Source organism: Sphingomonas caseinilytica (genome assembly GCF_023516455.1).
In the GTDB taxonomy this organism is placed as follows: domain Bacteria; phylum Pseudomonadota; class Alphaproteobacteria; order Sphingomonadales; family Sphingomonadaceae; genus Sphingomicrobium; species Sphingomicrobium caseinilyticum.
This window is the reverse complement of the sequence record NZ_JAMGBA010000002.1, coordinates 927,386-941,838: the sequence shown is the minus strand read 5'-3', so window position 1 is coordinate 941,838 and position 14,453 is coordinate 927,386. Positions and strand designations below refer to the sequence as shown.

The 14,453-nt window shown below is 63.1% G+C and carries 12 protein-coding genes; all 12 read right to left on the bottom strand.

Annotated features, from left to right (window positions below):
- Nucleotides 1-154 precede the first annotated feature (154 nt).
- The 12 genes from LZ496_RS11340 to LZ496_RS11285 all read right to left on the bottom strand — a co-directional run bounded on the left by LZ496_RS11340 (nucleotide 155) and on the right by LZ496_RS11285 (nucleotide 14,449).
- Nucleotides 155-1,378: an MFS transporter gene (locus LZ496_RS11340; protein WP_249904789.1), complete on the bottom strand. Its 1,224-nt coding sequence runs from the start codon at nucleotides 1,376-1,378 to the stop codon at nucleotides 155-157.
- Nucleotides 1,379-1,424: 46 nt separating this feature from the next.
- Nucleotides 1,425-2,678 carry a cell division protein FtsA gene (gene ftsA / locus LZ496_RS11335; RefSeq protein WP_249904788.1) on the bottom strand — a complete coding sequence of 418 codons (1,254 nt, stop codon included), beginning with the start codon at nucleotides 2,676-2,678 and terminating at the stop codon, nucleotides 1,425-1,427.
- Nucleotides 2,679-2,689: 11 nt separating this feature from the next.
- Complete coding sequence (locus tag LZ496_RS11330) at nucleotides 2,690-3,493, bottom strand: cell division protein FtsQ/DivIB (RefSeq protein ID WP_249904787.1); 804 nt, start codon at nucleotides 3,491-3,493, stop codon at nucleotides 2,690-2,692.
- Between the two features lie 80 nt (nucleotides 3,494-3,573).
- Nucleotides 3,574-4,590: a D-alanine--D-alanine ligase gene (locus LZ496_RS11325; protein WP_436286471.1), complete on the bottom strand. Its 1,017-nt coding sequence runs from the start codon at nucleotides 4,588-4,590 to the stop codon at nucleotides 3,574-3,576.
- Nucleotides 4,560-5,504, bottom strand: coding sequence for a UDP-N-acetylmuramate dehydrogenase (murB, locus tag LZ496_RS11320; protein WP_249904786.1), 945 nt, complete (start codon nucleotides 5,502-5,504; stop codon nucleotides 4,560-4,562). The genes LZ496_RS11325 and murB overlap by 31 nt, the downstream gene beginning before the upstream one ends.
- Nucleotides 5,453-6,865, bottom strand: coding sequence for a UDP-N-acetylmuramate--L-alanine ligase (gene murC / locus LZ496_RS11315; RefSeq protein WP_249904785.1), 1,413 nt, complete (start codon nucleotides 6,863-6,865; stop codon nucleotides 5,453-5,455). Before murC ends, murB begins: the two co-directional genes overlap by 52 nt.
- The gene (gene murG, locus LZ496_RS11310; protein WP_249904784.1) at nucleotides 6,862-8,019 is read right to left on the bottom strand and encodes an undecaprenyldiphospho-muramoylpentapeptide beta-N-acetylglucosaminyltransferase; all 1,158 of its coding nucleotides are present in this window, start codon (nucleotides 8,017-8,019) and stop codon (nucleotides 6,862-6,864) included. Before murG ends, murC begins: the two co-directional genes overlap by 4 nt.
- On the bottom strand, nucleotides 8,016-9,239 hold the full coding sequence (locus tag LZ496_RS11305; RefSeq protein ID WP_249904783.1) for an FtsW/RodA/SpoVE family cell cycle protein: 1,224 nt from the start codon (nucleotides 9,237-9,239) through the stop codon (nucleotides 8,016-8,018). The genes murG and LZ496_RS11305 overlap by 4 nt, the downstream gene beginning before the upstream one ends.
- Nucleotides 9,236-10,549, bottom strand: coding sequence for a UDP-N-acetylmuramoyl-L-alanine--D-glutamate ligase (gene murD, locus LZ496_RS11300; RefSeq protein WP_249904782.1), 1,314 nt, complete (start codon nucleotides 10,547-10,549; stop codon nucleotides 9,236-9,238). The genes LZ496_RS11305 and murD overlap by 4 nt, the downstream gene beginning before the upstream one ends.
- On the bottom strand, nucleotides 10,546-11,616 hold the full coding sequence (mraY, locus tag LZ496_RS11295) for a phospho-N-acetylmuramoyl-pentapeptide-transferase (RefSeq protein WP_249904781.1): 1,071 nt from the start codon (nucleotides 11,614-11,616) through the stop codon (nucleotides 10,546-10,548). Before mraY ends, murD begins: the two co-directional genes overlap by 4 nt.
- Nucleotides 11,616-13,037 carry a UDP-N-acetylmuramoyl-tripeptide--D-alanyl-D-alanine ligase gene (locus LZ496_RS11290; RefSeq protein WP_249904780.1) on the bottom strand — a complete coding sequence of 474 codons (1,422 nt, stop codon included), beginning with the start codon at nucleotides 13,035-13,037 and terminating at the stop codon, nucleotides 11,616-11,618. The genes mraY and LZ496_RS11290 overlap by 1 nt, the downstream gene beginning before the upstream one ends.
- The gene (locus tag LZ496_RS11285) at nucleotides 13,034-14,449 is read right to left on the bottom strand and encodes a UDP-N-acetylmuramoyl-L-alanyl-D-glutamate--2,6-diaminopimelate ligase (RefSeq protein WP_249904779.1); all 1,416 of its coding nucleotides are present in this window, start codon (nucleotides 14,447-14,449) and stop codon (nucleotides 13,034-13,036) included. The genes LZ496_RS11290 and LZ496_RS11285 overlap by 4 nt, the downstream gene beginning before the upstream one ends.
- Nucleotides 14,450-14,453 lie beyond the last annotated feature (4 nt).

The following is a 14,453-nucleotide window of genomic DNA, read 5'->3' as shown; positions in this document are numbered from 1 at the left end:
GCGTTGAACCGTCAACGAGAATCCATGAATCATTGCGAGTCCCGCGACAAGCGTAAAAGTTAACGTAAAACGAAAAAAAGCGTGGATTGTGCCCGTACAGACTCACCATGATTCAAAATGGCACAGCCATGAAAAGCCCGCTTCGTCGTTAACGTTAATCTTTCAGATTTACTTGCTCGATGCGCGGAACGCAGACTGCCCACCAAATTGCACCGATTGCGGCTACGATCGCTGTGAGGATGAATGCGCTGTTGTAACCAGCGCGCTGGACCACAATGCCGGTAACAATTGGCCCAATGATGCCGGACAGGTTGCCGATGGCATTCTGCACGCCGACCCAGGTCCCGGATGCTCGCGGACCAGCAAACATTTGCGCAACGGCATAGAGATTGAGCGATAGCGCCGCGGACGCCGCCCCCGCGAGGCACAGCAGGATCGCGATGGATAGCGCAGTATGCGCGAATGCCAGTCCGAGGATCGCTCCCGCAGCGACCAACTGGCTGACGACCATCATCCAGCGACGGCAAGCGGCCTCCGACCTTCCGGACCGCGTCCACCAGTCCGAGAAGTGGCCATAGCCGAGCGCACAGGCGCCCTGAACCGCATAGCCGAGCGTCGCCAGCATGGTCATCTCGCCGATGCTGAAGCCCCGAGACTTGGTCAGGAACAGGGGCAGCCAGGCAAGCAGGAAATAGAAACAATAGTTTCCGAGGGCATGCACGATCGACATCGACCATAGCGGCCATTTGGTGAGAAGCTCGCCGAGCGGAACCCTTGGCCCCTCGTCATGATGACCCGTTGTTGGAAGCGTTCCCACCACCTGCCGCCACGGCAGCACCCACAGTAACGTCACGGCACCAAAGACGAAGAAGATTGCTGGCCAGCCCCACTTCGCCAGGATCAAGCCGCCTGCAAGAGTTCCGACCGCCGGCCCGAGAGCAATTCCGGCAGCCACCGCAGCATTTGCGACGCCCCTCCGTTCGGGCGGAACGTGGCGGGCAATGATTTTCGAACTTCCGGGAAAGGAGATGCTTTCGCCGATGCCGAGCATGACGCGGAGGACAAGGAGTGAGGCAAAGCCCCCCGCGAAACCCATTAAGAGGGTGCTCGCCGCCCAAAGGACGATGCCGCCGGCCATCAGCCGATAGACGGAAAAGCGATCACACAGCCAACCGGCGAAGAGCTGAACCGGCGCGTAGATCCAGAAGAAGGCGGAGAAAACGACGCCATAGGCTTCATCGGACAGGCCGAGGTCGCCCTTCATTACCGGCGCGGCGATCCCGATCGCACCGCGATCGACATAGTTGAGGAAGACCGCCGCTCCCAGCAGGAGGATCAGTGCCCCCGTGGCGTTCTTCGTCGTCGCGATGGTCGCCATTCAATCCCCCCTGTTTTCGCAGGAGGCTAACAGCTAGTCTCGCGGACTAAAACCCGCCCCGCATCGCGGCGATAAGCCGGCCCATCATCCCGGTCGCCGGCTTCTTCTGGGTCACACCAACCAGCGCCAGGTCGCGGATGTCGCCGCTTCCTTCGCCCGCCAGCATGGCGAGACCCACCAAGGTGGAGAAGCCGGGCCCGCTATGCGCCTCCGGCAGACCGGTGATGGTTTTCGGACGGCCGACCCGGACGGCACGGCCAAGCACGCCCTGCATATAGTCGGCGATGTTCTTCAGCTCTGCGCCACCGCCCGTCAGTACCACCTGCCGGCCGACCGGTCCTGCGAAGCCCAGTTCCTTCAGCGCGCGCTCGATCTCGTTGGTGATCTGCTCGGTGCGCTGCCGGATGACGGTGATCAGCTGGGCATGGGTGATGCGCAGCGGCTCTCCGCCGTCATCGCCGCCGATTGGCGTTGCCTCGACCATTTCATGATTGTCGCGCGGGGATGTCATCGCCGAACCGAACCGGCATTTCATCCGTTCCGCTTCCCGCCGTTGGACGCCGAACGCACAGGCGATGTCGTCGGTGATATCCTTGGCACCCAGCGGTATCGAGCGAAGGCCTACGAGCATGCCTCCGGCGTGAAGCGAGATGTTGGTCACTTCGGCGCCCATTTCGACGAGGGCGACGCCCAATTCTCGCTCTTCCGGCGTGAGGCAGGCGAGCGCAGCGGCAACCGGGGAGGCGATGATCGCCTTCACGCCGAGGTGCGCCGAGCGGATGACGAAATCGATATTGCGGAGAGGCGCCGGATCGGCGGCAACGACATGGATGTCGACGCCCAATCGGTCGGCATGAAGCCCGATCGGATGGTGCACGCCCTCGACGCCGTCGACAGTGTAAAGGGCGGGATGGGCATGGAGGACGACCTGGCCGTTGCGGTCGATCGCGCCGCGGCCCGCGGCAAGCAATTCCTCGATGTCCGATTGTTCGACCTGGTGGCCGCCCAGTTCGACTTCGACATTGGCAATGTCACTGACCAGTCCGCCGGCGGCAAAGCTTGCCCAGACGTCATCGATGGTGACGCCGGAGATGCGCTCGGCGATCTCGACGGCTTCGCGGACCGCGACCTCGCTGGCTTCCATGTCGGTGACATAGCCGCGCTTGACGCCGCGGCTTTCCCGTTGGCCGGTGCCGAGCACGCGCAGTCGCCCGTCCGGGTCGCGCGTCACAATCAGCGCGCTGACCTTCGACGATCCGATATCGAGTGCTGCAATTAAAGGCTGGTCGGTGTCGGCCATTATCGTTGGTCTTAACTCTCTGAAACCGGTTCGGGAACGATCGGTTCGCCCGGCTTTCGAGGCAGCCGGACCGTCATCGTGTTGTTGGGATTTCTCATGTCGAAGTGGATATAGCCGCGACCGAGCAGGCCGGACGACTTATCCATCTTGGCAAATTTCGTCAGCGCCGTCGCCGCAGCCGTGTTGCCCTCCGGCAGCATAATTGTCTCACCAGTTTGCAGGCTGAGATTCCAGCGGCGCTCACCGACCCAGGTCGCCGAAACGAGCTGCGCCTTCAAAGCGGGAACTTGCGACAGCAGCGCGTCCAGCGCGACGGCATGAGCGTTGGCGCCCTTGCCGATCAACAACGGCAGATCGGGCATCTGGCTGACCGGGACCCGGTCCAGCACCACGCCCTCCGCATCGATCAGGGTCAGCCGATCCTCATCCTGCCATAGCGCGGCGGGCTTTCGCTCGACGATGTCGATGACCAGCGTATCCGGGAAGCGGCGCGAAACGCGCGCGTCCTTGACCCAGCCATATTCAAGCAGCCGTTGCCGGATCGCCGCCACGTCGAGGAGCGGCATGGCCGTCGTCTTCTGGTCGAGCGCAATTTCGTAAACGGGCCGCGGATCCATTCGCTTGATGCCCTGCACGTCGACGCTTCGCACCCGGAAACCCGCGTCGCCCACGGCCTCACCGGCAGCGATGCCGACCTTGGCTGGGACATCGAGTGCGACAGCAGCCGCGCCGGTCACCGCAATGGCAAAAAGCGCAAAGGCCCAACCGGCCAGCTTGTTGGCCTGGGCTTCCTTGACCGGCAGCTTGCCTGCCAATTTCCTGGGAACGGAGACGCGTGAGCCTCCCTTACGGGATCGTGCCCGGCTCGACGCCCCCCGCCGGACATGCGCTGAGGTCACCCGTCCTTCACTCCTTCGAGCGCTTCGGTCTTGTCGGCCACCGGAACCATAGCTTCGGCAATGATCCGCTCGACCAATTCGCCGTAGCTGATGCCCTTCTGCCGGGCCTGTTCCGGCACCAGGCTTAGCGGGGTCATGCCCGGCTGGGTGTTAACCTCGAGCAAGTAGACTCCAGCTTCGCCCTGCGTATCGTCCCAGCGGAAGTCGCTGCGCGAAGCTCCCTTGCATCCCAGCAGGCGATGGGCCGCCAGCGCCATGTCCATCATTTCCTGGGCAATATTCGCCGGTACGTCGGCCGGGCAGACATGCTCGGTGAGGCCGTCGGTATATTTGGCGTCATAGTCGTAGAAGCCCTGCACCGGCTTCAATTCGGTGACGCACAAGGATTCGTCACCCAACACAGCAACCGTGAGCTCGCGGCCCTTGATGAAAGGCTCGGCCAGAAGCCTTTCGAAATGGAGCCACGGGCCTTCCGCCTTGGCGCTGATCGGGCGGCCGTAATTGCCCTCGTCGGTCACGATTGCGACGCCGACCGAGCTACCTTCGTTTACCGGTTTCAGCACATAGGGCCGCGCCATCGGGTCGCCTTCGTAGAGCGAGCGGCTTTCGACCACCTTGCCCTTCGGCATGCGGATCCCGTGCGGGACGAGGACCATCTTGGTCAGTTCCTTGTCGATCGCGATGACCGACGTTTCGAGACCGCTGTGGGTGTAGGGGATCTGCATCAGGTCGAGCAGGCCCTGAACGGTGCCGTCCTCGCCCGGCGTGCCGTGGAGGGCATTGAATACGACGTCCGGCCGGATCGCCGCCAGCACCTGTGCGACGTTACGGTCCATGTCGACCGGCGTGACATTGGTGAACCCGCGGTCCTTCAGCGCCTCGACGATGCCTTGGCCGCTCATGCGCGAAACGTCACTTTCGGACGACCAGCCGCCCATCAGCACAACGATATTAAGGTTCCGGTCGAGCTGTTGGGGCACGATTAAGCTACTCCGATCCGCTGGATTTCCCATTCAAGGGAAATGTTGGTCTTGGCCTGCACCCGGCGCCGGACTTCCTCGCCCAATTCCTCGATGTCGGCAGAGCTAGCGTTACCGAGATTGAGCAGGAAATTGCAATGCTTCTCCGACACTTGCGCGTCACCGATCTTGAGGCCGCGGCATCCCGCCGCATCGACCAGGGCCCATGCCTTGTGGCCGGGCGGATTCTTGAAGGTCGAGCCGCCGGTCCGGCTCCGAAGCGGCTGAGACTCTTCGCGGGCCTGGGCGATCCGGTCCATCTCCTGGCCGATGATCAGCGGGTCCCCGGCCATCCCGCGGAACACAGCCTCCACCACCACCGCGCCTTCCGGCAGTTCGCTGTGGCGATAGGTGTAGCCGAGCTGCTCGGCAGGCCATTCCTCGACCGTCCCGTCGTGAAGGACCACCGTGCAGGAAACGAGGATGTCCTGAACTTCGCGGCCATAGGCGCCGCCATTCATCCGGACGAAGCCGCCAACCGTGCCGGGAATACCGCGCAGGAATTCCAGCCCCGCAATGCCCGCATCGCGCGCGGTTGACGACACGAGAATTCCGCTCGCTCCGCCGCCGCACTTGAGGGTGGTCTCGTCCAGCCGTTCGATCTTGGAGAAGGCTTTGCCCAGGCGAACCGTGACGCCCGGAACGCCGCCGTCCCGGACGATCATGTTGGAGCCGAGGCCTAGCGCCATCACCGGCATATCCGGATCGAGGCCCTTCAAATACTCGACCAGGTCGTCGCGGTCGGCCGGCTCGAACAATAGCTCGGCATTGCCGCCGGATTTGAACCAGACCAGCGGTGCCAATGGCGCATCGGCCTTCAGCTTGCCGCGGACGCTGGGAAGAGTGGCTGTCGAGCTCACTTGGCCGCCCTCGACTTCACAATACCGTTGGCAAGGCCGCCGGCCCATTTCGTGATGTCTCCAGCCCCCATGCAGATGATGATGTCGCCCTCGGCAGCCAGGTCCCGAAGCGACGCGGCAAGGTCGGCCGGGCTGTCGACCGTCTTGACCATCCGATGCCCATGAGCGCGCAAGCCGTTGGCAAGCGCGGCAGCGTCGACACCCTCGATCGGCTCTTCGCCGGCCGGATAGACCGGCGCCACGAACACGACGTCCGCGTCGTTGAAGGCATTCTGGAAGTCGTCCATCAGGTCGCGAAGCCGGGTAAAGCGATGCGGCTGGACGACCGCGATCACCCGCTCTTCCGCCGCTTCGCGCGCAGCCGACAGGACGGCGCGGATCTCCACCGGGTGATGCGCATAGTCGTCGACCACGGTCGCTCCGCCCACCTCACCAACCTTGGTGAAGCGGCGCTTCACGCCTGAGAAATTCTTGAAGCCGCTTTTGACTATCTCGTCCGAGAAGCCGAATTCCAGGCCGACCGCGATCGCAGCAAGCGCGTTGAGTACATTATGGCGGCCCGGCATCGGCACGAACACGCCTTCGATCACGCGCCGCTCGCCATCGAGCTGACGGACCGAAACGTCGAAGCGACTGCCGCCTTTTTCCGGCACGATATTTTCGGCGCGAAGGTCAGCCAGCGCGGAAGTGCCATACGTCACGACGCGCCGATCGCGGATCTCGGCCAGGACATGCTGCACGTCGGGGTCGTCCACGCACATCACGGCAAGGCCGTAGAAAGGAACATTCTCGACAAACTCGACGAAGGCGTCCTTCACCGTGTCGAAGTCGCCATAATGTTCGAGATGCTCGGGATCGATGTTGGTGACGACCGCGATCGTACCGTCGAGGCGCAGGAAGCTGCCGTCACTTTCGTCCGCCTCGACCACCATCCAGTCGGATTTGCCGAGCCGCGCGTTGGAGCCATAGGCGTTGATGATCCCGCCGTTGATCACGGTCGGGTCGATCCCGCCAGCGTCGAGCATCGCCGCGATCATCGACGTCGTCGTGGTCTTGCCGTGGGTGCCGGCAACCGCGACCGTCGACTGCATCCGCATCAGCTCGGCCAGCATTTCCGCGCGGCGAACGCGCGGCAGGCGCCGTTCAGCCGCTGCCTTCACTTCCGGATTGTCGTCGCGGATGGCAGTCGAGCAGACGACGACCGCGGCATCGCCGAGATTGTCGGCGTCCTGTCCGATCATCACCGGGATGCCGCGCTTCCTCAGGCCTTCGGTGACATAGCTGTCGTTGTTATCGCTGCCCTGCACCTTGTAGCCGAGGTGGTGCATGACCTCGGCGATGCCGGACATGCCGATCCCGCCGATTCCGACGAAGTGGATCGTACCGATCTCGGTGCCCATCGCCTTCATGCCGGCACTCCCATGCCGCCGATGCCAGGCGCCGACTGCGTTTCGGCCGGCCCAACCAGCAATGGCGCAGTGCCACCAGCAATCCGCTCGACCAGGTCGGCAAGGTCGCTGGTGGCGTGCGGCCTGCCAACCGAAAGCGCGCGCTCGGCGGCATTGGAAAGCGCCTGCGGATCGCCTGCTATGGCTTCGACCTGCTTGGCGAGAAGCTCCGGCGAGAACTCCGTCTGTGCAATCATGCGAGCACCACCTGCTTTCGCCATTTCCCGAGCATTTGCAGTCTGATGGTCATCGGTTGCGATCGGTAGCGGTACAAGGATCGCCGGCCTTCCGGCGGCAGTGAGCTCGGCTATGGTCGAGGCTCCGGCGCGGGCGATGATGAGGTGCGCTTCGCCAAGCCGGTCCGGCATGTCCTCAATATAGGTCAAAAGCTCAGCCGGAATGTTCAATGCGGCATAGCGGTTGCGCACCGCCTCGATATCGTCGGGCCGGCACTGCTGCACGACCTGAAGCCGATGCCTGAGCTTGGGCGACAGCATGCCGAGGGCATCGGGTACTACCTGCCCGAGCACGGTCGCACCCTGGCTGCCGCCGGTCACAAGAATCTTCAGCGGTGCGGTGTCGTCGAATTCCGGGAATGGCAAGGTGCCGAGCCTGGCGACGGACTCGCGGACCGGGTTGCCGACCAGCTCTACCTTGCCTTGGTGGCCGGGCTTCAGCCGATCTACCTCGGCGTAGGACGTGGCAATCGCATCGGCCGAGCCGGCAAGCAGCCGGTTCACCCGGCCAAGCACCGCATTTTGTTCGTGGAGGATCGTCGGAATGTTGAGCGCGCTGGCCGCCAACAGGGCCGGAAATGCCGGATAGCCGCCAAAGCCGATCACCGCGTCGGGCGTGAACTCGCGGTACAGCGCCTTGGCTTGCCTACGCCCGGCAAGAACCGCAGCTGCCGCTTTCAACCAGCCGATCGGCCCGCCGCCGAGACGTCCGGCCGGAAGGATATAGGTCGGCACATCCTCGAACAGCGCAGGGATCTTCGCACCGCGCTCGTCGGTGATCAGCATCACGCCATGGCCGCGCGACTTCAGCTCTGCGGCTAGCGCGTGGGCCGGAACCATGTGCCCGCCGGTACCTCCGGCGGCGAGTGTGACGTTCATCCCCGCAAATTCTCCCCGCCCCATTTCACCACATAGGGCGAGCGGCTCAGATAGGGGTTTCGGCGCGTGAAGGCGAGCAGCAATCCCATCGCAATCGACAGTGCCAGCATCGACGATCCGCCGTAACTGATGAACGGCAGGGTCATGCCCTTGGAGGGGGCGATCTGGACGTTGACCGCCATGTTGATCAGCGCCTGGAGCCCGAACTGGATGACCAGGCCAGCCGCGGCGAGGATCGCGAAGCTGGATTCCTCGTCGAGGAGCTTGATCAGCACTCGGGCGACGATACCGAGGTAGAGAAGCGCGATCATCAGGCAGGCAATCAGGCCAAACTCCTCGCCGATGACCGAGAAGATGTAGTCGGTATGCGGCTCCGGAAGACCGAACTTGCGGGTCCCGGCGCCGGGACCCATTCCGAACAGGCCGCCGGCAGTCAGGGTCCGCATCGCATTCTCGGTCTGGAAATTGTCGCCCGCCCCAAAGATGAAAGCGTCGATCCGCTGGGTCGCAACGTCATAGAAGAAATAGGCCAGCACGACGCCGATGATGCCGGCAATGCCAAGCCCGATCAGGATGCGCATGTTGAGGCCGGCGATTGCCAGCATCGCGATCCAGACGGCGGCGAAAATGATGGTCGATCCGAAATCGGGCTGGCGCATCAGCAAGATCGCAACGATGCCGATGATGCCGGCTGAGAAGGTGAAGATAGGCAGCGACTTGTCGGTTTCCTTGAGGCTAAGCAGCCAAGCCATCGACACGACGAAGAAGGGCTTCAAGAATTCGGACGGCTGGAACAAACCGACGCCCAAGTTGAACCAGCGCTTGGCGCCGTTGACCTCTGTGCCCAGCCAGGGAACCAGGGCCAGTGCGACAAGACAGATCATCGCGCCGATCAGCGAAAGCCGCTTGAGTCTCTCACGCGGTTGCATCGAGATAGCGATCATCACCGGCATCGACAGTGCGATCCAGGCGATCTGCCGGTAGAAATAATAGAGTTCGTCGATCCGGACCGAGCCGCCCGAGTAGCGCTGTGCCACGGCAGGCGACGCTGCCGCGACCGCGATCAGGCCGAAGCCGATCAGCAGTGCCAGCATGAACAGCAGGACCCGGTCGATTTCCCAGAACCAACGGCCCGTCGCCGACCGGTCGGATCGGCCATAGCGGTTGGGATCAGCCCAGGCGGTGCTGGCCTTGATCCTGCCGGTGATCGTCTGGTTCATAATCCCCCCACCAGGTCGCGGAAGGCATCGCCCCGCGCCTCGAAATCCCGAAACTGGTCGAAGGAAGCGCAGGCAGGGGACAGCAAAACCGTGTCACCTGCCTCAGCTTCCGACGCGGCTGTCCTGACCGCTTCGCCCAGCGTACCGCACTCTGCCACAGCCATATGCGGGGACAAGAGGCTGGCGAACATTTCTCCCGCTTCGCCAATGGTATAGGCCTTGACGACATGGCCGAAGTGCGGAGCGCATTCGTCGAGATTGTCCGTCTTGGCCTGCCCGCCAAGAATCCAGCGGATTTTCGGGAAGGCAGCCAGCGCCGGAGCGGTCGCGGTTGGGTTGGTCGCCTTGCTGTCATTGACGAACAGGACGCCGCCCTTTTCGCGCACGCGTTCCATCCGGTGCGGAAGGCCGGCATAGGTGCAAAGTCCCTCTTCAATGTCATTTTCCGAGACGCGCAGCAGCTCACAGATCTTGATGGCTGCTGCAGCATTCTGAGCATTGTGAGGGCCTTGGAGCGAAGGCCAATGTTCCTGCGCCCGTTTGAACTTGTCGTTTTGGTAAGCCTCAAAGAACGTAGTCCACTGCCACTTGTCGCCCATGTACTCTTCTTGCTCGATGCGCATGTACCAATCATCGGCAACGGGATCGTCCGCGTTGAATACGGCCCAGTCTCCCGCCTCTTGCATTTCAAACAGGCGGATTTTCGAAGCAGTGTAGGCCTCGAAACTGTCATACCGATCTAGGTGGTCAGGGGTGACATTAAGAAGCACGGCAACTTCACAATATAGCTTCTGGGTCAGGTCGATCTGGTAGCTCGACAACTCCAACACATAGACTCCGCCTTCCGGCAGTGGGTCCTGCGCCAGGATCGGAAGGCCGATGTTACCGCCCATTTCCGTCGGCACGCCTGCGGTCTTCAGGATGTGGTGAACCAGCGCGGTCGTGGTCGACTTGCCATTGGTGCCGGTGATCCCGACGACCTTGTGCGCCGGTAGCTCGGCCCGCGCCCGGGCGAACAACTCGATATCGCCGATGATTTCGACGCCGGCTTTCTTCGCTTGGCCCGCGATTGGGTGCCGGTTGAGCGGCAGGCCCGGGGTTACAACGATGGAGTCGAAGCGTGAGAGATCGCCACCGACGAAATCCTCAAGCTCGACGCCGACAGGCGCCTTCGCCCTCGCCTCTTCCTTGTCGTCCCAGGCCGTAACCCGCGCCCCGCTGGCAAGCAGCGCCTCGACCGTCGCCAGGCCGCTTCGCGCAAGACCAAGGACAGCATAATGTTTTCCGGCGAAGGCCCTGGCGGTGATCACCTCAGCTTCAGGGTGGAGAGGCCGGCAAGGGCAAGAATGAAGCTGATGATCCAGAAGCGGATGACCACGGTCGGCTCGCTCCAGCCCAGATGCTCGAAGTGGTGATGGATCGGCGCCATCCGGAAGATGCGCTTGCCGTATCGCTTGAACCAGAAGACCTGGACGACGACGCTAACCGCTTCCAGCACGAACAGGCCGCCGACGATCACAAGCACGAACTCGTGATGTGTCGCAACCGCGACCGCGCCTAGCGCCCCACCGAGTGCAAGGCTGCCCGTATCGCCCATGAAGACCGCGGCCGGCGGTGCGTTGAACCAGAGGAAGGCGAGCCCTGCGCCGACGATGGCGAGCAGCAGGACGGTAAGGTCGCCGGCACCCTTCACGTTCGGGATGCCGAGATATTGCGAATAGACGGCATTGCCGACGAGATAGGCGATCAGGGTGAAAGCTACCGCGGCGATGATCACGGGCATTGTCGCCAGCCCGTCGAGCCCGTCGGTCAGGTTTACCGCATTGCCGAATGCGACAATGACGAAAGCGCCGAACGCAATGTACGCCCAACTAAGGTCGATTACCGCGCCCTGGACAAAGGGCAGGTACAGCTGCGTTCCTGAATGACGAACCATCAGCCAGGTGGCGGCACCGGCGATGAGGAACTCCAGCAACAGGCGCGTACGGCCCTTGAGGCCGGCATGATGCGCCTTCTTCACCTTGTCGTAGTCGTCGAGGAACCCGATCAGGCCGAACCCGGCCGTCACGAGCAGGCAGGCCCATACATAGGGATTGGCGAGGTCCATCCAGAGAAGGACCGAAATGCCGACCGAGATCAGGATCATCAGCCCGCCCATGGTCGGCGTGCCGCGCTTTGCGAGGTGGCTTTGCGGACCGTCGGCGCGGATCGGCTGGCCCTTGCCCTGCTTGGCCCGAAGCCAGTTGATAAAGGCAGGGCCGATCAGCAGGCCGATCATCAGCGCGGTCGCGGTCGCCGCGCCGGCACGGAAGCTGATGTAGCGAATGAGGTTGAGGAGACCCGGAAAGCCCAGCTGCTCGGCCAAGATGTAGAGCATTAGTGCCTGGCCCCCTCACCAGCGTCCGCCAATTGCAATCCCCCTGCCATCCGTTCGACCAGCTTCGCAAGCCCGATCGAATTGGACGCCTTGACCAGAACAGCGTCGCCGGGGCGAACGAGCTGCGAAAGCATCCGGGTTGCCTGCTCGACGGTTTCGGCCCGTTCGATCGGCAGGTCGTCGCCTAACGCGTCGGCCAGCGGCGCCATTTCCTCACCGACCAGGATCAACCGGTCCACGCCAGCCTCCCGAACCGACGAAGCGAGGCCGGCATGAAGTGCCGCGGAATGGGTGCCAAGCTCACGCATCGGGCCGAGGACGGCGATCCGCCGACCGACGTCGCGCTCTTCGCCAAGGGCTTTCAAAGTCGCGGCCATCGACGCCGGATTGGCATTGTAGCTTTCGTCGATCAGCAGATAGCTACCGCCGGCGACTTCCAGCCGGTGACGCTCGCCCCGGCCCTTGAGGCCGCCCATGTCGGCCAGTGCCAGGCCGGCGATTGCCAAGTCCGCGCCGGCGGCCTCAACTGCTGCCAGCACGGCGAGCGAATTTTGCACCCAATGGTCGCCGCGCTGGGCGATCGTATAGGTCAACTCGCTGTCGAGCAGCTGGGCAGTCACCAGGCTGCCGCCACTCTCAGACCTCACGGCATGCAATGCCACGACGTCGGCCTCGCCCTGGCCGAAAGTTACGGTCCGCCCCGCATATTTCCGCGCCGCTTTCACCAGCCGGTCGCGGTGATCGCTATCCTCCGGAACGATGGCGATCCCCTCCGGCTCCAGCCCTTCGAAGATCTCGCCCTTGGCGTCGGCGATCGCTTCCATCGATCCCAAATGTTCGATGTGTGCCGAGGCAATCGTCGTCACCACCGCAATGTGCGGCCGAACCAGCCTGGTCAGCGCAGCAATCTCGCCCCTGGCGCTCATGCCCATTTCCAGCACCGCAAACTCGCTGTCGCGCGGCATCCGCGCCAGGCTCAGCGGCACGCCGGTGTGATTATTATAGCTTTTCACCGAACGGTGGACCCTGCCCTTCGCATAGCGCTCCAGCGCCGCATAGAGGGCCTCCTTGGTCGACGTCTTGCCGACTGATCCGGTCACTCCAATTATTTTTCCGTGGCAACGATTGCGGGCAGCAACTGCTAGCTTCGTGAGCGCGTTGGGTACATCATCCACGAGGATGTGCGGGCCGTCGACAGGCTTCGAAACAAGCGCGGCGGGCGCACCGGCGGCAAAAGCCTTCGCGCAATAATCATGCCCGTCCGCGACCGTTCCCGGCATGGCAACGAACAGCCAGCCATGTTCAACCTCGCGGCTGTCGAAGGTGACCCCCGATACTTCAAAGGCCGTGCCATGAAGGGCTCCGCCGGTCGCAGCGACGATCTCTTCACTGGTCCACAGCGCTGTCTGGTGGGCGTTCAAGCGGCGCACTCCCGCGCCACGGTCACATCGTCGAAGGGAAGCACCTGGTCTCCAATTATCTGTCCCTGCTCATGGCCCTTACCGGCCACCAGCACAATGTCGCCCGCTTTCGCCATCGCGATTGCTTCGCCGATAGCCGCCCGCCGGTCACCGACCTCGATCGCTCCGGGCGCCCCTTGAAGCACGGCATGCCGGATCACGCCTGGATCCTCGCTTCGCGGATTATCGTCGGTAACGATCACGACGTCCGAAAGTCGCGCCGCAACCGCGCCCATTTCGGGCCGCTTGCCATGGTCGCGATCGCCGCCCGCGCCAAGCACGGTGATCAAGCGTCCCTCGACGTGCGGGCGAAGTGCCGCAATCGCCGCTTCGATGGCATCGGGCGTATGCGCATAATCGATATAGACTGGCGCCCCGGCGCGGCTGATGACGGCACGTTCCAGGCGGCCTCGGACAGGCGCTACCCGCCCCATGCCGGACAATGTCGTCGACCAATCCGCGCCGGTCGCCAGGGCCAGTCCCGCCGCGGTCAGCACATTGTTCATCTGATAAGCGCCGATGAGCGGAAGGCTGAGTTTATACTCCTTCCCTTCGTGGCGAAGGATGAGCTGCTGTCCAAGCGGGGTTGATGCACGAGAGACCAGCTCGATCGTCCGGGCGCCCGGTCCCACAGTAATAAGCTTCAGCCCCCGCCGCTCAACGCGACCAATCACATCTTGCGACTTAGGGTCGCCGGTCCACACGACCGCTACGCCGTCCTGCGCGACGACCTCGTCGAACAGGCGCATCTTGGCCGCGAAATAGGAGTCCATGTCGCGGTGATAATCCAGATGATCGCGGCTGAAGTTGGTGAAAGCGGCCGCGTTCACCTTCACACCCTCGGCGCGAAACTGATCGAGTCCGTGGGATGAAGCTTCATAGGCGACATGGCTGATCCCCAATTTCCTGAGGCCTGCCATGTTGCTGAGAAAGGTGACGATATCTGGTGTCGTGAGCCCGGTGGAAACCTGATCGTCGGCAGTTGTGACGCCGAGCGTGCCGATAGACGCCGATCGATGCCCCGCCATCCGCCACAGTTGCCGGGTCAGCTCGACGGTCGACGTTTTCCCATTGGTACCCGTCACCGCGACGATCGTTTCGGGAAATGGCGCAAAGTAGCGGGCGGCAAGATCGGCGAACAATTTGCGCGGCTCGTCGCCCTTCAGGTGGGGAACGCCTTCAACGACGGCCTCCGGGCGGGCGACGATCGCGACCGCACCTCGGCGCACGGCCTCAGCAATGAAATCCTCGCCGTTGAAACGCGCGCCGCGGAAGGCACCGAACACATTGCCGGCGGCCACCTTGCGGTGATCCAGCGCAAAACCGGTAACGTTGGAATCGCTGGTGATGCCGGCCAGTGCGCCCAGGTTCATGCCC